This is a genomic window from Bradyrhizobium sp. Kon37, assembly GCF_055807535.1.
Genome location: NZ_JBVVOY010000023.1, coordinates 25,876 through 51,174, shown reverse-complemented (window position 1 = coordinate 51,174; position 25,299 = coordinate 25,876). Strand labels below are relative to the sequence as shown.

Genomic DNA, 25,299 nt, shown 5'->3' with positions numbered 1-25,299 from the left:
ATGAGCGAAACCAAGGCCTCCGTCACGATGCTGGAGCCGATCGAAGACCTCGGCGGCGTCGCCCAGCCGCTGCTTCAGGTCAACGGCCTGACCAAGCATTTTCCGGTGCGTGGCGGCTTGTTCGCCGCAAAGCGCACCGTGCGTGCCGTCGACAATGTCTCCTTCTCTGTCGCCAAGGGCGAGACCGTCGGCATCGTCGGCGAGTCCGGTTGCGGCAAGTCGACCACCGCGCGGCTGCTGATGCATCTGATGCCGCGCGACACCGGCGACATCATCTATGACGGCATGAGCGTCGGACAGTCGCTCTCCTTGCGCGAGTTGCGCCGCGGCATGCAGATGGTGTTCCAGGATTCCTACGCCTCGCTCAACCCGCGCCTGACCATTGAGGAATCGATCGCCTTCGGCCCGAAGGTGCACGGTATGGCGGACGGCGCCGCACGCGCGCTGGCGCGCGAGCTGCTCGGCAAAGTGGGGCTGGTTCCTGCAAATTTCGCCAACCGCTATCCGCATGAGATCTCCGGCGGCCAGCGCCAGCGCGTCAACATCGCACGTGCGCTGGCACTCTCGCCGCGGCTGGTGATCCTCGATGAAGCGGTCTCCGCGCTCGACAAATCGGTCGAGGCGCAGGTGCTCAATCTGCTTGCCGATCTCAAGAGCGAGTTCGGCCTGACCTATCTCTTCATCAGTCACGATCTCAACGTCGTGCGCTACATCAGCGATCGCGTGCTGGTGATGTATCTCGGCGAGGTCGTCGAGCTCGGACCGGTCGACCAGGTCTGGGACCAGCCGGCACATCCCTATACGCGCGCACTTCTTGCCGCGATGCCGTCCTCGGATCCGGACCGCCGCACCGAGACGCCGCCGATCACGGGCGATCCGCCCAATCCGATCGATCCACCTTCGGGCTGCCGCTTCCACACCCGTTGCCCGTTTGCGGAGCCGCTCTGCGCAAATGCGACACCAAAACTCAGCGCGCTCGATAGAATGGGCCACGAGGCCGCGTGCTACATGGCGATTCCGGGTTCAGGCCATAGCCGCGCGCCGAAGGAGGAAACCGTATGACGAGACCGACGACAAAAGAGATCAAGGCGACGGCACAGGTCGCCGGTGTTCCCGTTGACGACGAGATTGCGACGCGCATCTCCAATTCCATCGGACCGGCCTTCGATGGCTTTGCGGCCATTGCCGGCACATTGCCGTTCGATCTCGAGCCCGCGCTCTATCCGATTGCGCAGACTGCCAAGGTCTGGAAATGAGCACCGAACCCGCATTGATGACGCTTACCGAGGTCGCGCGCGCGATTGCGATGAAGCAGGTGTCCTCGCATGAGGTGGCGCGGGCGTTGCTGCATCGCATCGCGCAGTGGCAGCCGCATCTCAACGCCTTCATGTCGATCGAATCGGAGGCGGCGCTGAAGGCCGCCGATGCCGCCGACGCCGAACTCGCCAAGGGCGAAGTCCGCGGGCCGTTGCATGGCGTGCCGCTCGCGCACAAGGACATGTACTACGACGCCGGCCACGTCGCGACCTGCGGCTCGTTGATCCGCCGCGATTTCGTTCCGACCGTCACCTCGACTGCCTTGCAGCGGCTGAAGGACGCCGGCCAGGTTCGGCTCGGCACGCTGCATCTCGCCGAATTCGCCTATGGCCCGACCGGTCATAACGCCCATTATGGTCCGGTTCGCAATCCCTGGAACGTCGCGCACATCACCGGCGGCTCGTCGTCGGGCTCGGGCTCGGCGGTCGCGGCGCGATTGACCTATGCCGCGCTCGGCTCCGACACTGGCGGCTCGATCCGCATGCCCGCGCATTTCTGCGGCGTGACGGGATTGAAGACCACGGTCGGCCGGGTCAGCCGCGCCGGCGCGATGCCGCTGTCGCAGTCGCTCGACACGGTCGGCCCGCTCGCCCGCACCGCCCAGGATTGCGCGCTGCTGCTGGCGCTGATGGCTGGCCCTGATCCTGAGGATTCGACCGCGAGCCGTGAGCCGCTGTCTGACTATGTCGGCGCGACCAAAGGCTCGCTGAAGGGCCTGAAGGTCGGCGTCCCCTCGTCCTTCTATGTCGACGACCTCGACGGCGAGGTCGCGCGCGTGCTGGACGAGACCATTGCGGTGCTCAAGCGCGAGGGCGCCGACATCGTCACGGTCGAGCTGCCCGATCAGCGGCAATTGTCCTCGGCAAGCCAGCTCGTGCTTGCAGCCGAAGCCGCCGCCTTCCACAAGCGCTGGATGATCGAGCGACCGCAGGATTATGGTCCGCAGGTGTTGATGCGGCTCCAGAATGGCCTCGCGGTCCCCGCCATCACCTATCTCGAGGCGATGCGTTGGCGAGGGCCGGCACTTGCTGCGCACAATGCAGCAACGGCTGGTGTCGACGCGATGATCGCGCCGGCGTCCCCGGTGCCGGCCCCGACGATCGAGGAGAGCGACGTCGGCGGCGGGCCGAACGCGCCGGCGCTGTTGCAGCGGCTGACGCTGTTCACCCGTCCGGTGAATTATCTCGGCCTGCCGTCGCTCACGGTGCCCTCGGGCTTCACCAAAAGCGGTCTTCCGATCGGCATGCAGTTGATCGGCCGCTCGTTCGATGAAGCGACGCTGCTCACCATCGGCGCCGCATTCCAGCGCGCCACCGACTACCACGACAGGCTGCCGAAACTTCCGTCATGACAAAGCTCGTAGAGATCGCAGGCCTAAACATCCGCTTCACCGGCGAGCGTACGGTCTATGCCGTGAACGATCTCAGCCTCTCGCTCGGCGACGGCGAGGTGCTGGGCCTGCTCGGCGAGTCCGGTTCGGGCAAGAGCGTGACCTTGCGTGCACTGATGCGGCTGCTGCCGAAGAAGCGCACGCAGATCACGGGCAAGGTCAACGTCATGGGCCGCGACGTTCTTGCGATGAACGACGAGCAACTGTCGTCGTTCCGCGGCCAGACGGTGTCGATGATCTTTCAGGAGCCGGCGCTCGCGCTCGATCCGGTCTACACCATCGGCGCGCAGATCGCCGAAAGCGTGGTGCGTCACGAAGGCAAGTCTTATGCGGAAGGCAGGGCGAGGGCGCTCGAAATGCTCGAGGTCGTGCGCATTCCTTCCGCAAAACGGCGGCTCGATGCCTATCCGCATGAGATGTCCGGCGGCATGCGTCAGCGCGCGATGATCGCGCTGGCGCTCGCGTGTCGTCCGAAGATATTGCTCGCCGACGAGCCGACCACCGCGCTCGATGCCACCGTGCAGATACAGATCCTGCTGCTGTTGCGCGAGCTGCAGCGCGAGTTCGGCATGTCCGTTATCTTCGTCACGCACGACATCGGGGTCGCCATCGAGATCTGCGACCGGGTCGCGGTGATGTATGCCGGCCAGATCGTGGAGCAGGGCACGCTTCGCGACATCGTCCGCTCGCCGGTGCATCCCTATGCCAAGGGCCTGCTCGCCTCGACCGTCCACGGGGCCAAGCGGGGACAGCGGCTCGAGACCATCCCCGGCACCCCGCCGTCGCTCGGCGAGAGGCCGCACAACTGCTCCTTTGCGCCCCGCTGCGCCGTAGCCCAGCCGCGCTGCCTGGAACAGCTGCCCGGGAATGTGGAGGTCAGCCCGGGCCGGGCGGCACGGTGCGTGCTGGCGGAGCCAGTCACCGCACTGTCCTGATATTTGGACCGCCAGCGGGGGACGGGGAACAGCATTCAGACCTCGTTCATCCCGGTTCCGCTTCCATGGAACCGTTCACGGAGAGGGACCTCACTTATGTACATTTCCAATGAAGGCCTGCTTGTCATCCTGTTCGTCGGCCTGGTGGCCGGCTGGTTGGCCGGCAAGGTGGTGCGCGGAACCGGATTCGGCATCATCGGCGATATCGTGGTCGGCATCGCCGGCGCGCTGGTGGCAAGCTTCCTGTTTCCGAAGCTCGGCATCCACATCGGCACCGGGCTGATATCGGAGATCATCTATTCCGCGATCGGCGCAGTCATCCTGCTGCTGGTGGTGCGGCTGGTCCGCGGCGGCGGCCGGTTCTAACGGCCCCCGAGTTCAATTGATCGAACTTTTGACCTCTCCCCGCCCGGGGAGAGGTGACATGTCTGCAAGAAAAAGCCGCAAGATCGTGAGATTCCGGACTTGCGTGCAAGGTCGGTCGAGGGTGATGTGGGCCATAGGGGTCCCGGGTGTTCGACTGCGTTGGGCGATGAGCGCAAACGCGATGTTAATCCGGGTCAATTACTCCTGAATTTGCCTTTGAAATCAGGGACTTTGGCCCCTACCCGAAAGAGATCAGACTGATGGCAGCCGTTCCCGGCGTCCGCCGCTCAGAGCTCGGTGATGCGCTGCGCGCCTGTCGCACGGCGTTTGTCGGCGTCGGCTTGATGAGCTGCATGATCAACCTGCTCTATCTGACTGGGTCGATCTTCATGCTGGAGGTCTACGACCGGGTGCTGCCGAGCCGCAGCATTCCGACCCTGGTCGGCCTGATCGTCCTCGCCAGTTTCCTCTACATGGCGCAGGGCGTGCTGGACATGATCCGTAACCGGATCCTGGGCCGGGTCGGCACCGCGCTGGACGAAGCCCTGAACAAGCGGGTGTTCGACACCATCGTGCGTCTGCCGCTGCTGGTCGGCAGCCGCAACGAGGGGCTTCAGCCGCTGCGCGATCTCGACAATGTCCGCTCCTTTCTTGGCGGCATGGGCCCGAGCGCGTTCTTCGACCTGCCCTGGCTGCCGCTCTATCTCGCCATCTGCTTCGCCTTCCACGTCATGATCGGCCTCACCGCGCTGGTCGGCGCCGTCATCCTGGTCGGGCTGACGCTGGTCACCGAGTTCATGTCGCGCCAGCCGGCGAAGGAGGCGATGGGGCTTGCCGCCCAGCGCAACGATCTCGCCCAGGCCAGCCGCCGCAATGCCGAAGTCATGGTGTCGATGGGCATGGCCGGCCGGATGAACGCGCGCTGGAGCGAGGCCAACGAAAAATATCTCGACGGCAACCAGCGTGCGAGCGACGTCGCCGGCGGTCTCGGCGCGGTCGCAAAAGTGCTACGCATGATGCTGCAATCGGCCGTGCTCGCGGTCGGCGCCTATCTCGTCATCCATCAGGAGGCGACCGCCGGCATCATCATCGCCGGCTCGATCCTCTCGGCCCGTGCGCTCGCGCCGGTCGACCTCGCGATCGCGCACTGGAAATCCTTTGTCGCGGCACGCCAGAGCTGGCATCGCCTGACCCGCCTTCTGGAGCAGATGCCGGCGCAGACGATGCCGACCCAGCTGCAGGCGCCGACCAGCCGCCTCTCGGTCGAAGGCATCGCCATGGTGCCGCCGGGCGACCAGCGCCTCATCGTGCAGGACATCACCTTCGCGCTCGAAGCCGGCAATGGCCTCGGCGTGATCGGACCGAGCGGCTCGGGCAAGTCGTCGCTGATCCGCGCGCTGGTCGGCGTCTGGCAACCTGTCCGCGGCAAGGTGCGGCTCGACGGCGCGGCGCTCGACCAATGGTCGTCGGACATGCTTGGCCGCCATATCGGCTATCTGCCGCAGGACGTCGAATTGTTCGGCGGCACCATCGCGCAGAACATCAGCCGCTTCGATCCCGAGGCCACGTCTGACGGCATCATCGCCGCCGCCAAGGAAGCCGGCGTGCACGAGATGATCATCAAGATGCGCGAGGGCTACAATACCCAGGTCGGCGAGCAGGGCACGGCGCTCTCCGCGGGCCAGGCGCAGCGCGTGGCGCTGGCGCGCGCGCTCTATGGCAATCCGTTCCTGATCGTGCTCGACGAACCCAATTCCAATCTCGATACCGAAGGCGACGAAGCGCTGACCCGCGCCATCCGCGCGGCGCGCGAGCGCGGCGCCATCGTCATCGTGGTGGCGCACCGTCCGATCGGCGTGGAAGCGGTCGACCAGATCCTGGTGCTGCGCGACGGCCGCATGCAGGCCTTCGGGCCGAAGGAGCAGGTGCTTGCCCAGGTGCTCCAGCCGCGCGTGACGCCGCCGGCGCCGATCAAGATCGTCAGCGAAGGCGGAGCCAAGGCATGAGCACGATGGCGCTCGGCGGGGCGAAGCCCGCCGCGAAGCGGACCGTACGGCAGTCGATCCGGTTTCACCTGATGCTCGGGCTTGGGATCGTGCTGGTCCTCCTGGTCGGCCTCGGCGGCTGGGGATCGACCGTGCAGATCTCGGGCGCGCTGATCGCGCCGGGTCAGATCGTGGTCGAATCCAACGTCAAGAAGGTACAGCATCCGACCGGCGGCGTCGTCGGCGAGCTGCGCGCTCACGATGGCGACGTGGTCAAGGCTGGCGACATCGTGGTGCGGCTCGACGACACCGTCACCAAGGCCAACCTCGCCATCGTCACCAAGAATCTCGACGCGGCGCAGGCGCGTGCGGCGCGGCTCCAGGCCGAGCAGCGCGGGATCGACAGGATCGACTACCCGCAAGCGCTGCTCGATCGCGGCAACGATCCCGACGTCAAGGCGCTGCTCTCCGCCGAAACCAAGCTGTTCGACGTTCGCGTCAACGGACGCGCCGGCCAGAAGGCGCAGCTGCGCGAGCGCATCCAGCAGCTTAACGAGGAGATCGAGGGCCTTTCCGCGCAGGAGCGGGCCAAGGACAAGGAAATCTCGCTGGTGCAGCAGGAGCTCGTGGGTGTCCGCGATCTCTATGACAAGCATCTGGTGCAGATCTCCCGCCTGACCACGCTCGAACGCGACAGCGCCCGCCTCAACGGCGAACGCGCGCAATACATCGCCTCGCGCGCGCAGGCCAAGGGCAAGATCACCGAGACCGAGCTCCAGATCATCCAGGTCGACAAGGACATGGTCAGCGAGGTCTCCAAGGATCTGCGCGAGACCAACGACAAGATCGGCGAGATGATCGAGCGCAAGGTCGCCGCCGAGGACCAGCTTCGCCGCGTCGACATCCGCGCGCCGCAGGACGGCATGGTGCTGCAATCGACGGTGCATACGGTTGGTGGCGTCATCACCGCCGGCGACGCCCTCATGCTGATCGTGCCGCAGGCCGACGATCTCCAGGTCGAAGCCAAGGTCAATCCGGTCGACATCGACAAGCTCCAGATCGGCCAGAAGACGCTGCTGCGCCTGTCTGCCTTCAACCAGCGCACCACGCCCGAGCTCAACGGCGTCGTCAGCCGCGTCTCGCCCGACGTCACCACCGATCAGCGCACCGGTCAGAGCTACTACACCATCCGCGTTTCGTTGTCCGCGGAAGAGGTCGCCAAGCTCGGTGACTCCAGGCTGATCCCCGGCATGCCGGCGGAAGCCTTCGTCCAGACCGGCGACCGCACCATGCTGTCCTATCTGATGAAGCCGCTGCACGACCAGTTCATGCGGGCGTTCCGGGAGAAGTGACGCGCGAAAGCGCGTCATCGCCTCCTTTCGTCATTGCGAGCGTAGCGAAGCAATCCAGGTTGCCTCCGCGGCGAGATTTCTGGATTGCTTCGCTACGCTCGCAATGACGGGCGGCTTCTTTCTTGCTTTGGTTTTCTTGCTATAGTTCGATTCAGCCCCAGCAACCCGGCGTCGAACAATGCAATCCATCCAATCTCCACCCCCCGTCGCCACCGAATCCTTCTCCGATGCTGGCCTCGCCGTCGCTCGCCTCGAAGAGATCTATGAGCGCAACACGAAGTTCCTGCGCGACCGGTTCGAAGCTTACGTCAACGGCGAGGCAATCACGACGCGGGTGCGGGCCTTCTATCCCTTCGTCCGTGTCACGACCGCGACGCATGCGCGGCTGGATTCGCGTCTTGCCTACGGCTTCGTCGCCCGGCCCGGTGTGCACGAGACCAGCGTCACGCGGCCGGATCTGTTCCGGACCTATCTCACCGAGCAGATCGGACTGTTGATCCAGAACCACGGCGTCCCGGTCGAGATCGGCGAGTCCAGCGAACCGATCCCCGTTCACTTCGCCTACCGCCGCGACATCAACATCGAAGCCGCCATCACCACCAGCGAGAACTCGCCCGTGACGCGGTCGCTGCGCGATGCGTTCGACGTGCCCGATCTGGCCACCATGGACGATGCCATCGCCGACGGCACGTTCGAGCTCCAGCCCGGCGCGCCCGAGCCGCTGTCCCTGTTTCGGGCGGCCCGCGTCGACTACTCGCTGCGCCGGCTCTACCACTACACGGGGACAGATCCAGAGCACTTCCAGAACTTCGTGATCTTCACCAACTACCAGTTCTATGTCGACGCCTTCGCGCAGCTCTGCCAGCAGCGGCTTCAGGCTGGCGAGGCCGGCCTCGATGCCTTCGTCGCTCCAGGCAATGTGATCACGCGCAGCGGCGGCGCGACGACGGGCGTTGCGCCCCCGCGTGCGCCGCAGATGCCGGCCTTCCATCTGGTCGCGCCCGGCTATCGCGGCATCACACTGATCAATATCGGTACCGGTCCGTCCAACGCGCGCAACGTCACCGACCATGTTGCCGTGCTGCGGCCCCATGCCTGGCTGATGCTCGGCCATTGCGCGGGCCTGCGCAACACGCAGCGGCTCGGCGACTACGTGCTCGCCCATGGCTATGTGCGCGAGGACCATGTGCTCGATCGTGAGTTGCCGCTGTGGGTGCCGATCCCGGCGCTCGCGGAGATGCAGGTGGCGCTCGAGGAGGCCGTCGAGGACGTCACCGGGCTCGAAGGTTTCGAGCTCAAGCGCCTGATGCGTACCGGCACCGTCGCCAGCGTCGACAACCGCAATTGGGAGATCAGCGGGCCCGATGTCATTCGCCGCTTGTCGCAATCGCGCGCGGTTGCGCTCGACATGGAATCGGCCGCGATTGCCGCCAACGGCTACCGCTTTCGCGTCCCCTACGGCACGCTGCTGTGCGTCTCCGACAAGCCTCTGCACGGCGAGATCAAGCTCGCAGGCATGGCCAGCGAATTCTACCGCCGCCGCGTCGGCCAGCATCTCGAGATCGGCCTGAAGGCGCTGGAACGGCTCAAGCAGCAGGAATCCGAGCGGCTGCATTCGCGAAAGCTCCGCAGTTTCGCCGAAGTCGCGTTCCAGTAGGCGATGGATTGCCTTTGCTGCTGACAAGCAGCGGGATTTTCGGCATTTTCGGCGCGGGGGTCGACCGGGACGAATTGATGCCACTCATGCGCGACAGGATCATTGGCCATGATCTCGAACGCCTCGCCTTTCGCTTCACCATGCTGAACGACGGCGAGGTCGTGCAGTGCCAGATCAGCGACGCCGCGATGGACGAGCTTGCGGGCATGCAGGGTACCGAAAGCAGCGCGCGGCAGGCCCAGTTCCTGTCGCTGCGCGAGACCATCGAGCGGCTCGCCTCAGACCTCTACGACGAGGCTCCGCGGGTCCGGGGTCACGTGGTGCGGATCTTTACGCGACATTTGCAGCGGTAGTTCCGCTCCGGCCTCCGCATCATGCTCCGGGGCAGTTGGTCATGATCTAGGGTCATCGGGTGGGCGCTTTGAGCGATCGACGCCAAAGTCATAGCCGGGCGAATCAAACGGGGCCTAATCCCTGTGCGGCGACGCTGCTGCCGTACTGGGAGACTCGTGCAATTGGCTTTGTATAGACGCGACGAAGCCGGAGAAAAGGCGCTTCCACGTAAACGAAACTGATGATCCCGATCGGAATCATCAGGGTGAAGCAGGCGAATGACCACGCCAATGCGACATAGAAGTTCGAAATGTCCATGACGTGGCGTTGAACGAACTCCGCTAGCTCGACCACGAAGAACGTATGCAGCAGGTAGATTGAATAGCTATATTCGCCAATCTTCGAGAACGCCCATGAAATGCCCGCGTTTCTCAGCCTGAAACTGGTGTCATAGTAGGCGACAAGCGACGAGTAAGCGACGGCTTCGGCGGTCGGGAGGATTATCCATAGCGGATTGCGCTCTGTTCCGTAGTAGCCGCCGGCAATGTCGAACATCCAGAACCCCACACTGAACGCTGTGAGTAATCCGATGGCCGAAAGGTGTCTTCCGGTCAAAATGTGTCGATAGCTGAACGCGATGATGCCCAAAGCGAACTGATCTATGCGGCCAATGATCGTGTAGTACGCGTAATATTCTACTTCGCCGACCATTGCGAAGATGATGGAGCGTAGGGCAATTGCTGCTCCCACAAAGATGAGTGGTGTCCACTTATGGCGCCGGCTCGCGTAGATCAGAAAGGGCAGCGCGATATAGAAATGCATTTCGATGGTGATGGACCACGCGCCATTCGGCCAAGCTGGGACCACGAATCCCTTCGCTAGATTTGCGACGTATCCACCGAGCCCCTCGCCCTCCGCATGCTTGATGATCCCGACCAGGATGAGGACGAGGACCAGGAGCGGGGCGAGCCGGATCAAACGGTTCCAGAAAAATGCAAGGTAGTTTATCGTTTTGCCATCAAGCAGCTTCGCGAACAGATATCCGCTGAGCACCATGAAAAGCGCCACGCCGGTGTGACCTTCGTCAAACAGAGCCAGCGGAAACACAGCCGGGGCGCCCTCGAAGGTCTCGGGATAAGCACCAACGGCATGCGTGAAGTGCCAAGCGAAAACCATGAGCACCGCGACTGCCCGAACGTGGTCAAGCCCGATGAAGTGCAAACCGGCTGATGACTTCAATTGTATCCCTCAAGTCTCGAAAGACTTAGACCGTGCGAGGGCCAGATCGCGCCTTTGATAGAGATAGAATGAGCAAAGCAACGACTGGTTAAAACTCGGTTGCTCACGGAGAGGAGTTGTTCAGTTTTCAGCAATCGGTCGGCTATGCGATTGCACGCGGCGCCTCCTCCTATGGGCAATCCACGATCGAAACGCCGAAAGAACTGCCGTCTCAAAGCGTTCGAGCTGGCCTTTCAGCCGAAGAGCGTGTTTCTCGAGGAGGTGCCAGGAGGCGACAGCGACGCCAAAGGCAATCGGCAGGCTGATCAGGACGTTCAGATACCAGTACTGAAGCGACGGGCCCAGCGCTGCAACGCACTGCTGGATGACGAATCCATAGAGGTACATCCCGTAGGAATAGTCGCCGGACGACACGATCCAGATTCGCCGCGGGTTCGTGAGGCCCAGATAACACGCGATATAGGCGGCCGGCATGGCAAAAATCGCATCGCTGCGTCCGCCGGCCATGCCGATCATGCAAAGTACAAGCGCGAACAGGCCCGTCGCCCGGTTGAACGGTACCTTGTCGCGCCAGAGGTAGAAGCCGACGCCCAAGAGGAAGCAGAACACCAGAATGTGCGGGCGAAGGTGAATGAACAGTTCGTCTGAATGGTAGATATCGTACCAGACGAGGCCGATCTGGGCGAACACCAGGAACCCAAGATATAGTGCCCTGTTGAAGCAAATCGTGGTCGCGGCAAGAAGCGCCAGGATAGCGTAACACCACAGCTCATACGGCACCGTCCAGAGCTGAGCATTCACCAGATCAGGCACCGGATTGTAAAGAAATACACCCGGGAGTTCGAAGTGGACGTCGCCGAGCATGTTGAGAAAATAGACATGGAATCTCGGGTCCGCGAAGTACTCCGTCAAAGGCATCGCGGTGAAGATCGGGCCGATGATGATGGCTGAAAGCGTCGTCTCAACCACGAGGGCGGGCGCGATGCGAAGCACGCGCAGGCCGACAAACGAAATCAGGCTCTTGCACCTCAACAGGCTGCCCGTCACCAAGAAGCCGCTCAAGGCGAAGAACAGCGCAAGAACCGTTGCGTTCACCATGCGAAAATGGCCTGCTACCTCCATTGCCCGATCAAGCCCAAGTGTGACGTTCGCGCTGTGCAGGCAGATGATCGCGGCCGCCAGCGCAATTCGCATGTAATCGAAACCTGCAGGCCGATTGCGCGAAAGAGCCAGCTGATCAGCCAGACTGAACATGCTTGTGCTCTTAGCGAAACGCCACAAAACCGCACGCCGAAGCGGCGATCAACCAGCAGCACGTCTCGATCCGCCGATGCCTGGCGTGCTCCCAGCGCACTTGAACCCGCGGTCCGCACGCCTTTCGACACTCCAATGCGGGGGAGCGCCCCCATGCGGAGTAGGTCAGTCCGCTAAACATTCCAGATTCCCAATTGCGACGGCAGGTGTGCAACTTCGCGCTGCTTCTTGGGGTTCTAGCACGCGCGTCGTCCGGTTGTGTTTACAATGAGTACTATCGTTTGTGTGTTGGTGAAGAATTTGTTCCTAATGTTGACGGCGGCCTTCCAAATATGGAACCGACGGGCGGCCGGTTAAGCCGGAAAGAGAAGCTCCGGATCGCAAGATCCAGAAAATGCCATTGAGGACACGACGGTCATTCACCCGTGGCACGCCGCGCGACTTATTCGGCAACATCGGTTTAATGGCAAACCTCGTGCTCAATCTTTGGCTCGGACCCGGCTGGAGCGTATCCCGCGTATACCTGTTCGCCACGGGCCTCGTCTGAGCTGCGGCGCGGCAGCTCCTGAAGCAGTCGCGTTGCGACTTGGCCGGTCCGGACCAGTTGCCTCAATCCTGAGCGTCCCGCCTCATCCAGCCATCAGCTGTCAAACATGATCACGCTGCGCAGCGTCTTGCCGGCCTTCATGTTGGCAAAGCCTTCGTTGATCTCGGAGAGCTTCAGCTTGGCCGAGATCCAGTCCTCCAGGTGCAGCCGGCCGCGCAGGTAGAAATCCACCAGCCGCGGCATGTCGACGCGAAAATGGTTCGAGCCCATCGATGAGCCCTGGATCCTGCGCTCGCGCAGGAAGTCGAAGCCATGCAGCTCGATCTTCTGGCCGAACGGAATCATGCCGACGATGGTGGCCGTGCCGCCCGAGGCGAGCATGCCGAAGGCCTGCTCGGCGGTCTCCTTGCGGCCGAGCACCTCGAAGGAATGATGCACGCCGCCATTGGTGAGATCGCGCACCTGCTTCACGACGTCGCCGTCTGCCGGGTTGATGATGTCGGTGGCGCCAAGCTTGGTCGCAAGCTGGAGCTTGGCCGGATTGGTGTCGATGGCGATGATGCGGCCGGCGCCCGCGATCTGCGCGCCGTTGATCGCAGCCATGCCGACACCGCCGCAGCCGATCACGGCCACGGTCTCGCCGGCCGTCACCTTCGCCGTGTTCACGACCGCGCCGTAGCCCGTAATGACGCCGCAGCCGATCAGTGCCGCAAGATCGAGCGGCATTTCCTTGCGGATTTTGACGATCGCGTTCTCGTGCACCAGCATCTGCTCGGCGAAGGACGATAGGTTGAGAAACTGATGCAGCTTCTCCGAGCGGGCCCACTGCATCCGATTAGAGGCGCCCGGCAGCAGTTTTACGGTGGTGTCGGTGCAGAGCACCGTGCGGCCCGTGGTGCAATTGTCGCAGGTGCCGCAGAACACGGACAGGCAAGTGACGACATGGTCGCCCGGTTTCACATAGGTGACGTCGGAGCCGACCTGTTCGACGACGCCGGCCGATTCGTGCCCGAGCACCGCGGGCAGCGGATGCGGATAAAGGCCTTCCATGAAGTGCAAATCGGAGTGGCAGAGACCTGCGACCGAGGTCCGGATCAGGACCTCGCGCGGGCCGGGCTTCGGCAGGCTGACATCCTCGATGACCAGAGGCTTGTTGACTTCATGGAGGACGGCGGCCTTCATCGAGCACTCCCTATCGCTTTTTTTGCTTTGAACGTGGGTGCAGCCTACGCCGCCAGGACCAGTTCGCCAACCTCGCTCATATCAGCTGCGCGCTCGCCGAGCAGCAGCGTGGCGATCTTCTGCTGCACGGCATTTTCCGTCAGCCGGAACGGATCGCTCGGCGACACCCGGTGATCGATCACCAGCCGCGACAACAACAGCCTTCGCGCATCGCCGCGCATGTCGTGAATGCGATGGGCCTCCCAGGCGAGCGCCACGGCACTGGCGACATGATAGAGCAGGCTGGTGGCGCGGCGCGCATCGGCTTCGTTTTCGGATTTCGCCGCGACCTCGCGCGCAAAACCGACCGCGCGATCGGTGAGGGTGCGGAGCCGGTCGCGCCAGGCCTGCGGCACCGAGGGGCTGTCATCGAGGCGGGCGTGCAAATCGGCGGCGAGCGCGGATTCGGCGCCGTGGCGGCCGACCGCACGCCTCAGTGCATCAATCGCGACGATGTTGCCGGTGCCTTCCCAGACCGAGCCGAGATGCGCGTCGCGGAGCAGGCGGGCGGTTGCGAATTCCTCGATATAGCCGATGCCGCCGCGCATCTCGAGCGCGTCGCCACAGACCTTTCGCGCATCGCGGGTGGCGCGGAATTTCAAGGTCGGCGTCAGGATGCGCAGCAGTGCGGCCGCATCCTGGCTGCCGGCCTCGGCGCGGTCGAGCGCGTCCGCAGTGAGAAAGCTCATCGACAACGCCTGCTCGACCGGCAGCATGATCTTCAGCATCTGGCGCCGGCCCAGCGGCAGGTCGATGATGCGGTTGCCGAACACGACGCGGTTTTTCGCCACCGTCATCGCGTCATGGTAGGCGCGGCGCATCAGCGCGGTGGATTTGACGCCATTTGAAAGCCGCGACGAGTTTACCATTTCGGCCATCTGCACGAAGCCGCGGTCGAGCTTGCCGACCGCGTAGGCGATCGCGCCTTCGAGCTTGATCTCACCCGAGGCCATCGAGCGCGTGCCGAGCTTGTCCTTCAGACGCACGATCCGGTAGTGGTTCTGCGAACCATCGTCGAGGAACCGCGGCATCAGGAACAGGCCGACACCGCGCGTGCCGGGGCCGGCGCCTTCGGGGCGCGCCAGCAGCATCACGATCTTTGCGTCGGCGTTCGAGCAGAACCATTTTTCGCCGGTGAGGCGCCAATGGTCGCCTTCCTGCACCGCCGTCGTGGTCAGCGTGCCGACGTCGGAGCCGCCTTCCTTTTCGGTCATGAACTGGCCGCCCTGGGTCAGCTTGCTCATGTCGGTCTGGGTCAGGCCGTCGAGATATTTCGCCTTCAGCGCGTCGCTGCCGAAATTCGCCAGCAGCTTGGCGCAGCCGTCGGTGACGTTGATCGGGCAGCCCATGCCGAATTCGGTCTGGTTGAACAGGAAGGTGAAGGCGTGCTTGGCCACGACGGGATATTTGTCCGGCCAGCCCATGATGCCCTTGCGAATCGAGAGCGCGTGGATGCCGAACTCGCCGAAGGCTGCCTTCTCCAACTCGCGATAGGCGGGGTGGTATTCGATCCACTGCACGTCGCGGCCGAACTTGTCGCGCTGGTGCAACACCGGCCCGTGCCGGTCGGCGAGCCGCGCGCAGTCGTCGAGATATCCGCCGGCGAGTTCACCAAGGCGATCGAGTTGCGGCTCGATGTGACGGAATAGCGTGTCCGGCAGATGAATGCGCAGGAGATCGGTGAGTGCCTGATCGGCGCGGTAGAAATTCATGCCGGTGGTGTCGGGAGCCAGCAGTCCGGATGGTGCGGCCGCGACCTGTTTTGCCTGCGCGGGGGCCGGCTTGTGCATGATCGTCCTCTTCGTTTCCGCCTGGCGGCCATTTTGCGCTGATTTGGCGCTTGCCGCTTGGGATGATGTCGATCATGCTCCAGTCGCGAAAGCGGATAAAGCCGCAAATTGTCAGGGAGGCATGATCGCCGTGTGGGAGCAATTCGCCCTGCGGAATTGTGATCGGCTTGCCCAAAGCTCTGGCTGGTTGTCCGCGCGGACCGTACATAGATCAGCGGCTTCCTGTCTTCGAGAGATCACGTCATGGAACACCCGAAATACAAGATCGCCCTCATCGTCGGCGCCGGCGAAGGCCTGAGCGCCTCGCTGGCGCGACTGTTGTCCGCCCAGGGCATCCGCGTCGCACTGGCCGCGCGAAAAATCGAGAAGCTCGGCGCGCTCTGCAGCGCAACCGGCGCCAAGGCCTATGCCTGCAACGCCACCGAGCCTGATGAGGTCGAACGCCTGTTCGGCCTCGTCGAACGCGAGATCGGCACGCCCGATTTGGTTGTCTACAACGCCAGCGGCCGGGCGCGCGGGCCGTTCGTCGATCTCGTTCCGGCCGACGTGGCGAACGCCATTGCGGTCAGTGCCTATGGCGGCTTCCTGGTGGCGCAGCAGGCGGCCAGGCGCATGCTGCCGAACCAGCACGGTGCGATCCTGTTCACCGGCGCCTCGGCGAGCGTCAAGGGCTATGCGCAGTCCGCACCGTTCGCGATGGGCAAGTTCGCACTGCGCGGGCTCGCGCAGAGCATGGCGCGCGAATTGTCGCCGCAAGGCATCCATGTCGCGCATTTCGTGATCGATGGCGGCATCAGGAGCGCAGCGCGCATCGAAGCGCCGGACAAGCCGGATTCGATGCTCGATCCCGATGCCATCGCGGAGAGCTACTGGAACGTGTTGCAGCAGCCGCGCAGCGCCTGGAGCTGGGAGCTGGAGCTGCGGCCCTGGGTGGAGAAGTTTTGAGACGATAGATTCACAGCGACCGTCATTGCGAGCGAAGCGAAGCAATCCAGAAATGTCTCCACTGAAAAAAGGCTGGATTGCTTCGTCGCTTCGCTCCTCGCAATGACGAAAGAGAGGGAGCGGCATGACCACGGAAACCACCATCGACACCGGCACCAGTGAACTCCTCTGCGTGATCCGCGATCGCGTCGCATTGATCACGCTGAACCGGCCCGAGGCGCGAAACTCGCTGTCGGACGCGCTGACCCCGGCGCTGCGCACGATGATCCGCTCCTGCGGCGAGAACCCCGATGTCGGCGCGCTGCTGATCACCGGCGCGGGCGAAGCGTTCTGCGCGGGCGGCAACGTCAAGGGCATGGGCGCGCATCGCGACCCGAAGAAGCTGGAGATGTCCTTTGACGACAAGGTCGCCGATCTCCAGGAGCGGCAGCGACTGCTCACCGGCGCGCTGGTGTCGGTGCGCAAGCCGACGATCGCGGCGCTGCCGGGACCGGCGGTTGGCGCGGGGCTCGCCATCGCCATGGCCTGTGACATCCGCATCGCCGCGCAATCGGCCTTCGTGGCCACCGGCTATGCGCGCATTGCGCTCAGCGGCGACTATGGCATCGCGTGGCTGTTGACGCGCCTCGTCGGCACCGCGCGGGCGCGCGAGCTGCTGTTCACCGGCGATCGGGTCGATGCCGTCAGGTGCGAGGCCATCGGTCTCGTCAACCGCGTGGTGCCCGACGACAAATTGCAGGCGGAGGCCTTTGCATTGGCAAAATCCCTCGCCGGAGGTCCGCGCCTCGCGCTGCGCTACATGAAGGACAATCTCGACGAGGCCGTGCTGTTCGACTTCGAAACCGCGCGCGACCACGAGGCCGAACGGCTGGTCCGCCTGACCACGACCGCTGACCACAAGGAGGCGGTGCAGGCCTTCATCGAGAAACGCAAGGCGGTGTTCGCGGGGAAGTAGGGGCGAAAAAAATGCCCGGCTCTGGTTTTCGCCAGGCCGGGCTCGAGTGGTGTCAAGCCGAGGCTGAGGGGCTATCGGCCTGACGGGAAAGAGCGACGAGACGCCAGCTCGCGCAAGGAATGTCTTTCGGTGCGACGGAGATCTCCTTGTCGAAGCGCACCAGCTTCCAGTCGTCAGGATGATTGACGAAGGCGAAGTCCGATTTGCGCGCGAGCGAGATCATGGCGGCGTTGGAGCGCAACGTGTCGCCGAACATGTGGTCGGCGCCAAGCGCGGCGGCGCGGCATTCAAGATTCTTCATCAGCACGGTAGCGATGCCATGGCCCTGCCAGCGGTCGGCAACTGACAGGCCGAATTCAAGCGTCGCGGTTTCGGCATGCAGCGCGTAGCGCGCTTCGGCGACGATGGTCTCGAAGCCGTCGACCATCATGGTTGCGACCACGGTAAAACGCTCACGCTCGCCGATCTGGAGGAATTCGTGCAGCAGGCCCTGCGGCAGTTCGCTGATCGCGCCGAAGAAGCGGTTGTAACGGGACCGCGTCGAGAGCGAGCGAAAATAGTGCTGGACCTCCTCGGTGTCGCGCGGCTCGACGAAGCGAACGCGCAGCGCCTCGCCGTCTCGCGTGCGCAGCGTGTCCGAATACTGCTTCAGATCTTCCGGGCGAAGGATGCTCATGACACGCGCCCCCAACGGGACCAAAGGCGAAAGGGACCGCCGGCGCCCCCACAGTCAGGCGGCGCCGGCCTGGCGGCCAATCAGGCCCGCCAGAAGGGTTTGTCGGCCTCGTAGGCCACATCGCTCCAGGACAGCCCGACATCCTGAAGGTCGCGCGCCGACCAGTTGGTGAGCTCTCGCCGGGTCCGGTAGCGCTCGTGCCAGACATGGAGGGTCTCGCCGATCTGGTGGATCAGGCTGGGCGCATGATGATTTGTCATCGAATTCTGGGTCAAAGTAGACATTGTCAGCTCCTGGAGCTAAGTTGACCGCTAATATCAGCTTGCTGGTGCACTGCGACAAACGACAATTTGTACTCTTTCGCATGAAATAAACTCATGTATCCTGCTGCCAGATGACTGCCAGATTGCCCTCCCTGAACGGATTGCGGGCCTTTGAGGCCGCCGCGCGCCATCTCAGCTTCACCTTGGCGGCGTCCGAGCTGAACGTGACCCAGACCGCGATCAGCCATCAGATCCGCAGGCTCGAGGAGGAGCTCGGCATCCGCCTGTTCGTCCGGCAGAACCGCGCGCTGACGCTGACGCCGGAGGCGCGGGACTATCTGCCGGGCGTCCGCGCCGCCTTCAACGACCTCCGCCTCGCCACCGACCGGCTGCTGCGCAAGGACGATGACAAGGTGCTGACGGTCTCGACACTGGCCTCGCTTGCCGCAAAATGGCTGCTGCCGCGGCTGACCGATTTCCAGGAGCACCATCCCGGCATCGACGTCCGCATCACCACCTCGACCAGCCTCGTGGACTTCCAGCGCGACAATGTCGATGCCGCGATCCGCTACGGGCGCGGCCAGTGGCCGGGCTTGCGCGCCGACTGGCTGATGGCGGACGAGCTGTTTCCGGTCTGCAGCCCGTCTCTGCTGCGCGGTGACAAGCCGTTGCGCTGTCCCGAGGACCTCAAGAGCCACATGCTGCTGCACACCTCCAATGCCAACAGCGACGACTGGCGGCTGTGGTTGACGGCGGCGGGTCAGCCGGCCGACATCGCCAGGCAGCCCGGCATCACCTTCGACATGATCTTCATGACCATCCAGGCCGCGATCGACGGCATCGGCGTCGCGATGGGGCGGACCTCCTACGTCCAGGACGACATTGCCAAGGGGCGACTAGTGGTCCCGTTCAAGATCGCGCTGCCCGCCGATGCCGGCTTCTACCTGGTCGCGCCGGAGGGCCGCCGCGAGGCGCCGAAGCTCGCCGCATTCCGCGACTGGATGATCGCTGCAACGCAGAATAAAGCCTGAGATCGTACCGGCGCATGTCCGCGCCATCTGCTTCGCTACAGGTCCACCACGACGTAATCGCTCTCGACTTTCACCGGTATCGTCTCAGCGACATACGGCCCCTTCACCACGCTCGCACCCGGCTCGACACGCGCGGGATAGGCCTTCACCCGGAAGCGGCGGGGGTCGCAATAGGACTGGCCGGTGCGGATGTCGAACTCCCAGCCGTGCCAGGGGCAGCGGATGATCTCGCCGAGCTTGGTGTATTCGATCTCACCGGGGTCGCTGGATTGCGCCAGCCCGATCAGCGGCCCCTCGCACAGTGCCGCGCCCTGATGCGGGCAGCGGTTCATCAGGCCGAAATATTCACCCTTGATGTTGAAGACCGCGATCGGCCGTCCGTCGATCTCCAGAAATTTTCGCGTGCCGGGCGGCAGCTCATCGACCGCGGCAATCACATGCCGCGCCATCAAGCGATCCCGTACAGCTTCTTCGCATTGCCGAGATAGAAGGCCTCGCGGTCATCGTCGCTGACGCCCGCGGGCAGCACGCGCGAGGGCTCGTCGTAATCCCAGTGCGGATAGTCGGTGGCGAACAGCAGTCGGTCCCAGCCGATCCACTTGATGACGTCGAACAGATCCTCGCGCCGCTCCGGATCCTCCATCGGCTGCGTCGTCCACCACACCTGCTCGCGGATATATTCCGACGGCGGCCGTTTGACATGCGGCACCTCGCTCCGCAGCCGCTGCCAGACCTTGTCGAGCCGCCACGCCAGCGACGGCGCCCAGCCGAAGCCGGCCTCGATCATCACCATCTTCAATTTCGGGAAGCGCTCGAACACGCCCTCCAGCACCAGGCTCGCGAGCGCCGATTGCTGGCACTGCGAATGGCCGACCATTTCCTCGATGTAATAGGAAGGCCAGCCCGACGGCGTGATCGGGTTGCCGCCGAAGCCGAACGCGTGGACGCCGACGGGAAGGCCGGCCTCTTCGGCGGCCTGGTAGATCGGCCAGTAGCGGCGCTGGCCGAGCGGCTCGACATTGCGGCTGAGCAGCAGCACCTGCACGAAATTCTTGTCGCCGGCGCGCTCGCGGATTTCGGCGGCGGCCGACAGCCCGTCCTCATTGCCGACGACGATGGACGCCTTCAGCCGCTTGTCCTTGCTGGTCCATTTGTCGATCTGCCAATCGTTGATCGCCGAGCACAAAGCGGCCGAGAGCTCGTGGTTGCGGATGCCCTGGCCGGTGTTGAGCGGATTGAGCACGCCGAGCTGCACGTTGTTGGGGTCGAGCAGCTGCTTCTGCATAAAGGACAGCGAGGAGCCCTGCGGCCCGCCTTCCGGCGGATAGGCGTCGCGGCGCGAGGCGTTGGGCTGGGCCTTGGGATAGGGCGGACCTTCCATCATGCCTTGATAGGCATGGACGCCGTAGACTTCGAGATGATGCTGCCAGCGTTTGGCCAGATAAGGATAGAGCTCGGCGCGGGTCGCGCGTGCCGGATGGATGTCGCAGTCCGCGATCGCGGTTTTGACGGTCAGTGGGGAAGCGGCTTCGGAGCTTTCGCGGAACTGAATATTCATCGCCTTGCCTCCTTTGGCAGCGGCTAAGTCAGGCGGGGATAGGTCGCATGCGGATTATCGATCATGATCTTGCGCACGAGATCGGGGGTGAGACCTGCGGGCAGCGCCTCCTGGCCGTCGAACTGCCAGTGCGGATAGTCGGTGGAGAATAGGACTAATTCGTCCGACTGCATATGATCAAACAGGCGAATTAATGTCGCCTCATCCGGCGGCGCATCGAATGGCTGCAACGAGAAGCGGATGTTGCTGCGCACAATGTCCAGCGGCGCGCGATCGACCCATGGCGTCTCCATCCGCACCCCACGCCAGAACTTGTGCAGGCGCCAGAGAAATGGCGAGATCCAGGACACCCCGGATTCCAGCATCACCATCTTCAGTCGCGGATATTTGGCGAACACGCCCTCGACGATCAGGCTGGTGAGCTGGGTCTGGAACGCCTGGGCCTGACCGGCATAATCCTCGATGTGGTAGGAACCCCAGCCCACGGCGGTCGGCGGATTGTGATAGGCGGAACCGGCATGAATGCCGATCGGCAGGTCCAGCCGTTCTGCCGCCTCGTAGATCGGCCAGAGCGCGCGCTTGCCGAGCGGCGTATCGCCCATCACTAGCATCAGCACCTGCACGAAGCGGCGATCCGTCGCACAGCGCTCGATCTCGGCGACGGCCTTCTCGACGCTTTGGGTGGGAATCACGATGGAGCCGCGCAACCGCGTATCGCGATCCAGCCATTCTTTCGCGAGCCAGTCGTTCAGTGCGCGGCAGAAGGCGGCCTGCAGATCCTCTGAAAACACCATCTGCACGCCATAGAGCGGATTGCAGATGGCATGCGAGAGCTGGAAGGGATCGAGCACGTGGCGCTGCATGTCCGCCAGGCTTTCACCCGGCTTGCCGCTTTCGGGGCGCCAGTCGGGCCGCGCCGTGATCGGCGAGTTTTGCGGGTAGGATTGCGAGATGAGATCGACCATGCCGCGCGTCGTCACCTGATCGCGCCAATAGTCGTTCAGGTAGGGCAGCAGACTGGTCAGATGCGGCACGGCCGGATGCACATCGCAATCCACTCCGCCGGCGATCAGGGACGCCATGACGTGTCCTTCACGTTTCCTCGTCGCGCCTTCTCGGGCAGCGCTTGGCACTCCGCCTTTTGGCCGCCATTCAAGCAGGCCTGCCCGTTGGCTGCAACTCGGCCAACGGCGCTGTCATATGCTAGAAAGGCCGGGCTCGGTTGCGAAGGCATAAGGGGTCAAGGAATGAAAGAGCTCGTCGGCATTGCGGAACAGGTCGCGGCGAAACTGATCGCGCGCAAACAGACCATTGCCGTGGCGGAATCCTCGACCGGCGGCCTGATCTCGGCCAGCCTGCTCGCGGTCCCCGGCGCGTCCGCCTATTTCCTCGGCGGCGCCGTGGTCTACACCCGCGATGCCAGGCGCGTGCTGATGGATATTTCGGACGAAGGAATGAAGGGATTTCGTTCCTCGTCGGAGCCCTACGCGCAGTTGCTGGCCGAGCGGATGCGCAGCCGCTTCAACTGCGATTGGGGCCTGTCCGAGACCGGCGCAGCCGGTCCCACCGGCAATCGGTACGGCGATGCGGCGGGCCACAGCTGTATGGCGGTCGCCGGTCCCGCAGTCGGGGTGATGACGCTGGAGACGGGCAGCAACGACCGCTTCGCCAATATGCAGACCTTTGCGGCGACAGCGCTGAAATTGCTATTGAAGAATCTGGAGCGCTGACCTCGCGGCGCCGTCATTGCCAACGAATCAATCGTCGAACATCTTCGGCGGCACGAACCCGCCGAACTCGCGTTCGATCAGCTCGGCGAGCTTCAGCGGCGTGCGGTCCTCGAGGAAGGGCCCGATGATTTGCACGCCGACCGGCAGGCCATCCTTCGACAGACCGAGCGGAACGGCCGTTGCCGGCAGGCCCGTCAGCGTGGCAATGCCGGGCCAGGCAAGCTGGTCCGGATAGGCAAAGTCCTTGCCGTCGATGTTGATCCGGCGCGCTTCCTGCTCCGGCGAATGATCATGCGGATAGGCCGGGGTCGGCATGATCGGGCAGATCACCGCATCGAATGTCCTGAACAATTGCCGCCACTGCGCGCGCAGGCCGGCGCGAGCGCCTTCGTCGAACACCCAGGCCTGATGTGTGCTGGTCATGCCGCGCAGCCGCTCGGCAGCAAGGCTCTTGTCCTCAGGCGAGAGCTGCGCCGCTCCGGCACGCGCTCCGGCGAGAATGTCCGGCGGAGAGAAGGCGCCGAGAAAACCCATCAGCATGCGCATGTAGAGGCGAGAGGCTTCCGTGAAGTCCGGAAACAGCGGACTTTCGCGCGCGACGCGCGCGCCCGTGCCCGTCAATTGGTCCGCCAGCTTCTCGATCGCGCCGCGAATATCTGCATTGGCAGGCAGCAGCGGATGGTTGTCGATCACCAGCACGCGGAAGTCCTTCAGCGCGCCGTGTCGCGCCTCCGGCAGCGCGAGCTTGTATCCGATGCCGAGGTCCAGAGGATCGGGGCCTGCCATCACATCCAGGAGCAGGGGCAGGTCGACCGCGCTCCGCGCCATCGGACCGATCACCGCCATATCGCGCTCCATCGGAATGGCTGGAAATGGCGGCGGCGTGTGGCCACGTGTTGGACAGAGATTGTAGGTCGGCTTGTGCGCATAGACCCCGCAATGGAAAGCGGGCACGCGCAGCGAGCCGCCGATGTCGGACCCGAGCGAGAGTGGTCCATAGCCCGTCGCGAGCGCCGCAGACGAGCCGCCCGACGAGCCACCCGGCGTGCGGCCGAGATCGAATGGATTGTTGGTCGTGCCGTAGATCTCGTTGTAGCTCTGCCAATCCGCCAACCCCACGGGCACGTTGGTCTTGCCGAGGATGACGCCGCCGGCCTCCTTCACCCGGGCGATCGACAGCGCGTCCTCCGCCGGCTTGAAATCTTTCTCCGGCGTCCAGCCCCAGGTCGTCGGCAGGCCGGCGATGTTGAAGGATTCCTTGATCGTCATCGGCAGGCCGAGCAGCGGCTTGCGCTCGCCGCGCGCCAATGCGGCGTCCGCCTCGCGTGCGGCGTCCAGCGCACGGTCGAAATCCCGCACGCAGATCGCGTTGACCTTGCCGTCGTGCCGTTCGATGCGGTCGATCGCATCCCGGGTGAGCTCGACCGACGAGACCTTCTTCGCGGTCAACGCGGCCGACAGCGCGACCGCGCTCTTGAAGCTCCATTCGGATTTGGCCATGGCGCATCTCCTGTTCTTATTGTCGAACGATGATGCGCAGTTTGGCCCAGCACCGCAACCGCCGTTTGATCGCGATTGACATGTGGGCAAGACGGAACGCGATGAGCCAAGCAACCACTCGCAGTCATCGCCCGGCTTGACCGGGCGATCCAGTATTCCACCGGCGCCGATCGGACACCGAGAGGTCGCGGCGTACTGGATGCCCCGCCTTCGCGGGGCATGACAGCGTTCTACGCCGCTCCGATCAATATCCCCACCGCCAGCACGATCGCGCCGCCGAGCACGATCTGGAACACGGCCTGGAGGAACGGTGTGTCCATGTAGCGCGCGCGGATGAAGGCAATCGCCCACAACTCGAAGAACACGACGATTCCGGCGATTCCCGTGGCGATCCAGAATGCGTTGGCCCAGCTATCGGGCACGAGATAGGGCAGGGTGTGCCCAAGCCCGCCGAGCGTCGTCATCAAGCCGCAGGTGAGACCGCGCAGCCAGGGCGAACCACGCCCGGTCAGCGAGCCGTCGTCGGACAGCGCTTCCGCAAAACCCATGCTGATGCCGGCGCCGATCGAGGCGGCGAGGCCGACCAGAAACGTTTGCCAGTTCTGATGCGTGGCGAACGCAGCCGCAAACAGCGGCGCCAGCGTCGAAACCGAGCCGTCCATCAGGCCGGCGAGACCTGGCTGCACATATTGCAGCACGAACATGCGCCGGTTGGTGCGGTCTTCCTCGGCGCGCACGTCTGAACTCAGGATCTGGTCCGTCAGCTTGGCCGCCACCTCTTCGTGGCCTTTCTCGGCTTCGGCGAGATCGCCGAGCAGGCGGCGCACGCCGACATCCTGCGCCTGTTCGGCGGCCTTCACGTAAAAGCGCTCGGCCTGCAATTCCATTGTCTCGACTTCCCTGCGGACGATGTCGAGCGGCAGGTTTTTGGTGAGCCAGACCGGACGGCGGCGCAGGAAGCCTTTGACGTCCTCGCGGCGGATCGGGGGCAAATGCGGCCCGAAGCGCTGCTCGTACATTTCCAGCAGCATGTGGCGATGGCCGCGCTCTTCCTCGGCCATCTGCTCGAAGATCTTGGCGGAGTCCGGATAGCGCTCCTTCAGGTCTTCGGCGAAGCTCATGTAGATGCGGCTGTCCTCCTCCTCGGAGGAGATCGCGACCGCAAGCACCTCGCGTTCGGTCAGATCGGCAAAATTCTTCACGGCGGCCCTGTTTCGTTAGTTTAGAATAATTCTAAACTATATAGGGCGCTTGG

The 25,299-nt window shown here is 63.9% G+C and carries 24 protein-coding genes and 1 pseudogene; 13 read left to right on the top strand and 12 right to left on the bottom strand.

Translation table 11 applies throughout. The features are described 5' to 3' along the window. The 9 genes from AC0L3J_RS30335 (at position 1) to AC0L3J_RS30295 (ending at position 9,355) form a co-directional block, all read left to right on the top strand. A complete protein-coding gene (locus tag AC0L3J_RS30335; RefSeq protein WP_473349470.1) occupies positions 1-1,062 on the top strand; it encodes an ABC transporter ATP-binding protein in 1,062 nt (353 codons plus the stop codon). After that, the gene (locus AC0L3J_RS30330; protein ID WP_473349469.1) at positions 1,059-1,256 is read left to right on the top strand and encodes a hypothetical protein; all 198 of its coding nucleotides are present in this window, start codon (positions 1,059-1,061) and stop codon (positions 1,254-1,256) included. Before AC0L3J_RS30335 ends, AC0L3J_RS30330 begins: the two co-directional genes overlap by 4 nt. Next, positions 1,253-2,668, top strand: a complete 1,416-nt coding sequence (locus AC0L3J_RS30325; protein ID WP_473349468.1) for an amidase — start codon at positions 1,253-1,255, stop codon at positions 2,666-2,668. Before AC0L3J_RS30330 ends, AC0L3J_RS30325 begins: the two co-directional genes overlap by 4 nt. Continuing rightward, the gene (locus AC0L3J_RS30320; protein ID WP_473349467.1) at positions 2,665-3,642 is read left to right on the top strand and encodes an ABC transporter ATP-binding protein; all 978 of its coding nucleotides are present in this window, start codon (positions 2,665-2,667) and stop codon (positions 3,640-3,642) included. Before AC0L3J_RS30325 ends, AC0L3J_RS30320 begins: the two co-directional genes overlap by 4 nt. A gap of 96 nt (positions 3,643-3,738) precedes the next feature. Next, positions 3,739-4,008, top strand: a complete 270-nt coding sequence (locus tag AC0L3J_RS30315; RefSeq protein ID WP_007605178.1) for a GlsB/YeaQ/YmgE family stress response membrane protein — start codon at positions 3,739-3,741, stop codon at positions 4,006-4,008. Positions 4,009-4,268: 260 nt separating this feature from the next. Continuing rightward, positions 4,269-6,014 carry a type I secretion system permease/ATPase gene (locus tag AC0L3J_RS30310; protein ID WP_473349466.1) on the top strand — a complete coding sequence of 582 codons (1,746 nt, stop codon included), beginning with the start codon at positions 4,269-4,271 and terminating at the stop codon, positions 6,012-6,014. Beyond that, the gene (locus AC0L3J_RS30305; RefSeq protein ID WP_456766418.1) at positions 6,011-7,345 is read left to right on the top strand and encodes an HlyD family type I secretion periplasmic adaptor subunit; all 1,335 of its coding nucleotides are present in this window, start codon (positions 6,011-6,013) and stop codon (positions 7,343-7,345) included. The genes AC0L3J_RS30310 and AC0L3J_RS30305 overlap by 4 nt, the downstream gene beginning before the upstream one ends. Positions 7,346-7,523: 178 nt before the next feature. Then, complete coding sequence (locus tag AC0L3J_RS30300; protein WP_473349465.1) at positions 7,524-9,002, top strand: AMP nucleosidase; 1,479 nt, start codon at positions 7,524-7,526, stop codon at positions 9,000-9,002. 77 nt (positions 9,003-9,079) lie between these two features. Then, positions 9,080-9,355, top strand: coding sequence for a DUF1488 family protein (locus tag AC0L3J_RS30295; protein WP_026233404.1), 276 nt, complete (start codon positions 9,080-9,082; stop codon positions 9,353-9,355). Between the two features lie 103 nt (positions 9,356-9,458). Here AC0L3J_RS30295 and AC0L3J_RS30290 read toward each other — a convergent pair whose 3' ends face one another. The 5 genes and pseudogenes from AC0L3J_RS30290 to AC0L3J_RS30270 form a co-directional block, all read right to left on the bottom strand. Then, complete coding sequence (locus AC0L3J_RS30290) at positions 9,459-10,574, bottom strand: acyltransferase family protein (RefSeq protein WP_473349464.1); 1,116 nt, start codon at positions 10,572-10,574, stop codon at positions 9,459-9,461. A 120-nt stretch (positions 10,575-10,694) separates the two neighbouring features. Further along, positions 10,695-11,828: an acyltransferase family protein gene (locus AC0L3J_RS30285; RefSeq protein ID WP_473349463.1), complete on the bottom strand. Its 1,134-nt coding sequence runs from the start codon at positions 11,826-11,828 to the stop codon at positions 10,695-10,697. A gap of 372 nt (positions 11,829-12,200) precedes the next feature. After that, a pseudogene (locus AC0L3J_RS30280) lies at positions 12,201-12,284 on the bottom strand (IS5/IS1182 family transposase); the annotation flags it as partial. Positions 12,285-12,468: 184 nt separating this feature from the next. Continuing rightward, entirely contained in the window at positions 12,469-13,557 is a 1,089-nt protein-coding gene (locus tag AC0L3J_RS30275; RefSeq protein ID WP_027570101.1) for a Zn-dependent alcohol dehydrogenase, read from the bottom strand. 44 nt (positions 13,558-13,601) lie between these two features. Then, positions 13,602-15,386 (bottom strand): acyl-CoA dehydrogenase family protein, encoded by a 1,785-nt coding sequence (locus AC0L3J_RS30270; RefSeq protein ID WP_473349462.1) that lies wholly within the window; start codon positions 15,384-15,386, stop codon positions 13,602-13,604. A 243-nt stretch (positions 15,387-15,629) separates the two neighbouring features. Here AC0L3J_RS30270 and AC0L3J_RS30265 point away from each other — a divergent pair, with 243 nt between their 5' ends. Together AC0L3J_RS30265 and AC0L3J_RS30260 are read left to right on the top strand one after the other, a co-directional pair. Continuing rightward, entirely contained in the window at positions 15,630-16,331 is a 702-nt protein-coding gene (locus AC0L3J_RS30265; RefSeq protein ID WP_473349461.1) for an SDR family NAD(P)-dependent oxidoreductase, read from the top strand. 124 nt (positions 16,332-16,455) lie between these two features. Next, positions 16,456-17,286 (top strand): enoyl-CoA hydratase, encoded by an 831-nt coding sequence (locus AC0L3J_RS30260; RefSeq protein ID WP_473349460.1) that lies wholly within the window; start codon positions 16,456-16,458, stop codon positions 17,284-17,286. A 52-nt stretch (positions 17,287-17,338) separates the two neighbouring features. Here the strand turns inward: AC0L3J_RS30260 and AC0L3J_RS30255 are convergent, their stop codons facing one another. Both AC0L3J_RS30255 and AC0L3J_RS30250 read right to left on the bottom strand, forming a co-directional pair. Further along, the gene (locus tag AC0L3J_RS30255) at positions 17,339-17,962 is read right to left on the bottom strand and encodes a GNAT family N-acetyltransferase (RefSeq protein ID WP_473349459.1); all 624 of its coding nucleotides are present in this window, start codon (positions 17,960-17,962) and stop codon (positions 17,339-17,341) included. An 80-nt stretch (positions 17,963-18,042) separates the two neighbouring features. After that, positions 18,043-18,246 (bottom strand): DUF1127 domain-containing protein, encoded by a 204-nt coding sequence (locus tag AC0L3J_RS30250; RefSeq protein ID WP_473349458.1) that lies wholly within the window; start codon positions 18,244-18,246, stop codon positions 18,043-18,045. Positions 18,247-18,356: 110 nt separating this feature from the next. Between AC0L3J_RS30250 and AC0L3J_RS30245 the strand changes: the two genes are divergently transcribed. Further along, positions 18,357-19,256 carry a transcriptional regulator GcvA gene (locus AC0L3J_RS30245; RefSeq protein WP_456766409.1) on the top strand — a complete coding sequence of 300 codons (900 nt, stop codon included), beginning with the start codon at positions 18,357-18,359 and terminating at the stop codon, positions 19,254-19,256. 35 nt (positions 19,257-19,291) lie between these two features. Here the strand turns inward: AC0L3J_RS30245 and AC0L3J_RS30240 are convergent, their stop codons facing one another. The 3 genes from AC0L3J_RS30240 to AC0L3J_RS30230 are packed head-to-tail and all read right to left on the bottom strand — an operon-like array spanning position 19,292 to position 21,896. Continuing rightward, positions 19,292-19,705, bottom strand: a complete 414-nt coding sequence (locus tag AC0L3J_RS30240; RefSeq protein ID WP_473349457.1) for a Rieske (2Fe-2S) protein — start codon at positions 19,703-19,705, stop codon at positions 19,292-19,294. Next, positions 19,705-20,814 carry an amidohydrolase family protein gene (locus AC0L3J_RS30235; RefSeq protein WP_473349456.1) on the bottom strand — a complete coding sequence of 370 codons (1,110 nt, stop codon included), beginning with the start codon at positions 20,812-20,814 and terminating at the stop codon, positions 19,705-19,707. Before AC0L3J_RS30235 ends, AC0L3J_RS30240 begins: the two co-directional genes overlap by 1 nt. Positions 20,815-20,837: 23 nt before the next feature. Beyond that, positions 20,838-21,896 (bottom strand): amidohydrolase family protein, encoded by a 1,059-nt coding sequence (locus AC0L3J_RS30230; protein WP_456766406.1) that lies wholly within the window; start codon positions 21,894-21,896, stop codon positions 20,838-20,840. A gap of 165 nt (positions 21,897-22,061) precedes the next feature. Here AC0L3J_RS30230 and AC0L3J_RS30225 point away from each other — a divergent pair, with 165 nt between their 5' ends. Next, entirely contained in the window at positions 22,062-22,544 is a 483-nt protein-coding gene (locus tag AC0L3J_RS30225; protein ID WP_456766405.1) for a CinA family protein, read from the top strand. Positions 22,545-22,571: 27 nt separating this feature from the next. Here the strand turns inward: AC0L3J_RS30225 and AC0L3J_RS30220 are convergent, their stop codons facing one another. Both AC0L3J_RS30220 and mbfA read right to left on the bottom strand, forming a co-directional pair. Next, positions 22,572-24,044, bottom strand: coding sequence for an amidase (locus tag AC0L3J_RS30220; protein ID WP_473349455.1), 1,473 nt, complete (start codon positions 24,042-24,044; stop codon positions 22,572-22,574). Positions 24,045-24,274: 230 nt separating this feature from the next. After that, positions 24,275-25,246, bottom strand: coding sequence for an iron exporter MbfA (gene mbfA / locus AC0L3J_RS30215; RefSeq protein WP_456766403.1), 972 nt, complete (start codon positions 25,244-25,246; stop codon positions 24,275-24,277). Positions 25,247-25,299 lie beyond the last annotated feature (53 nt).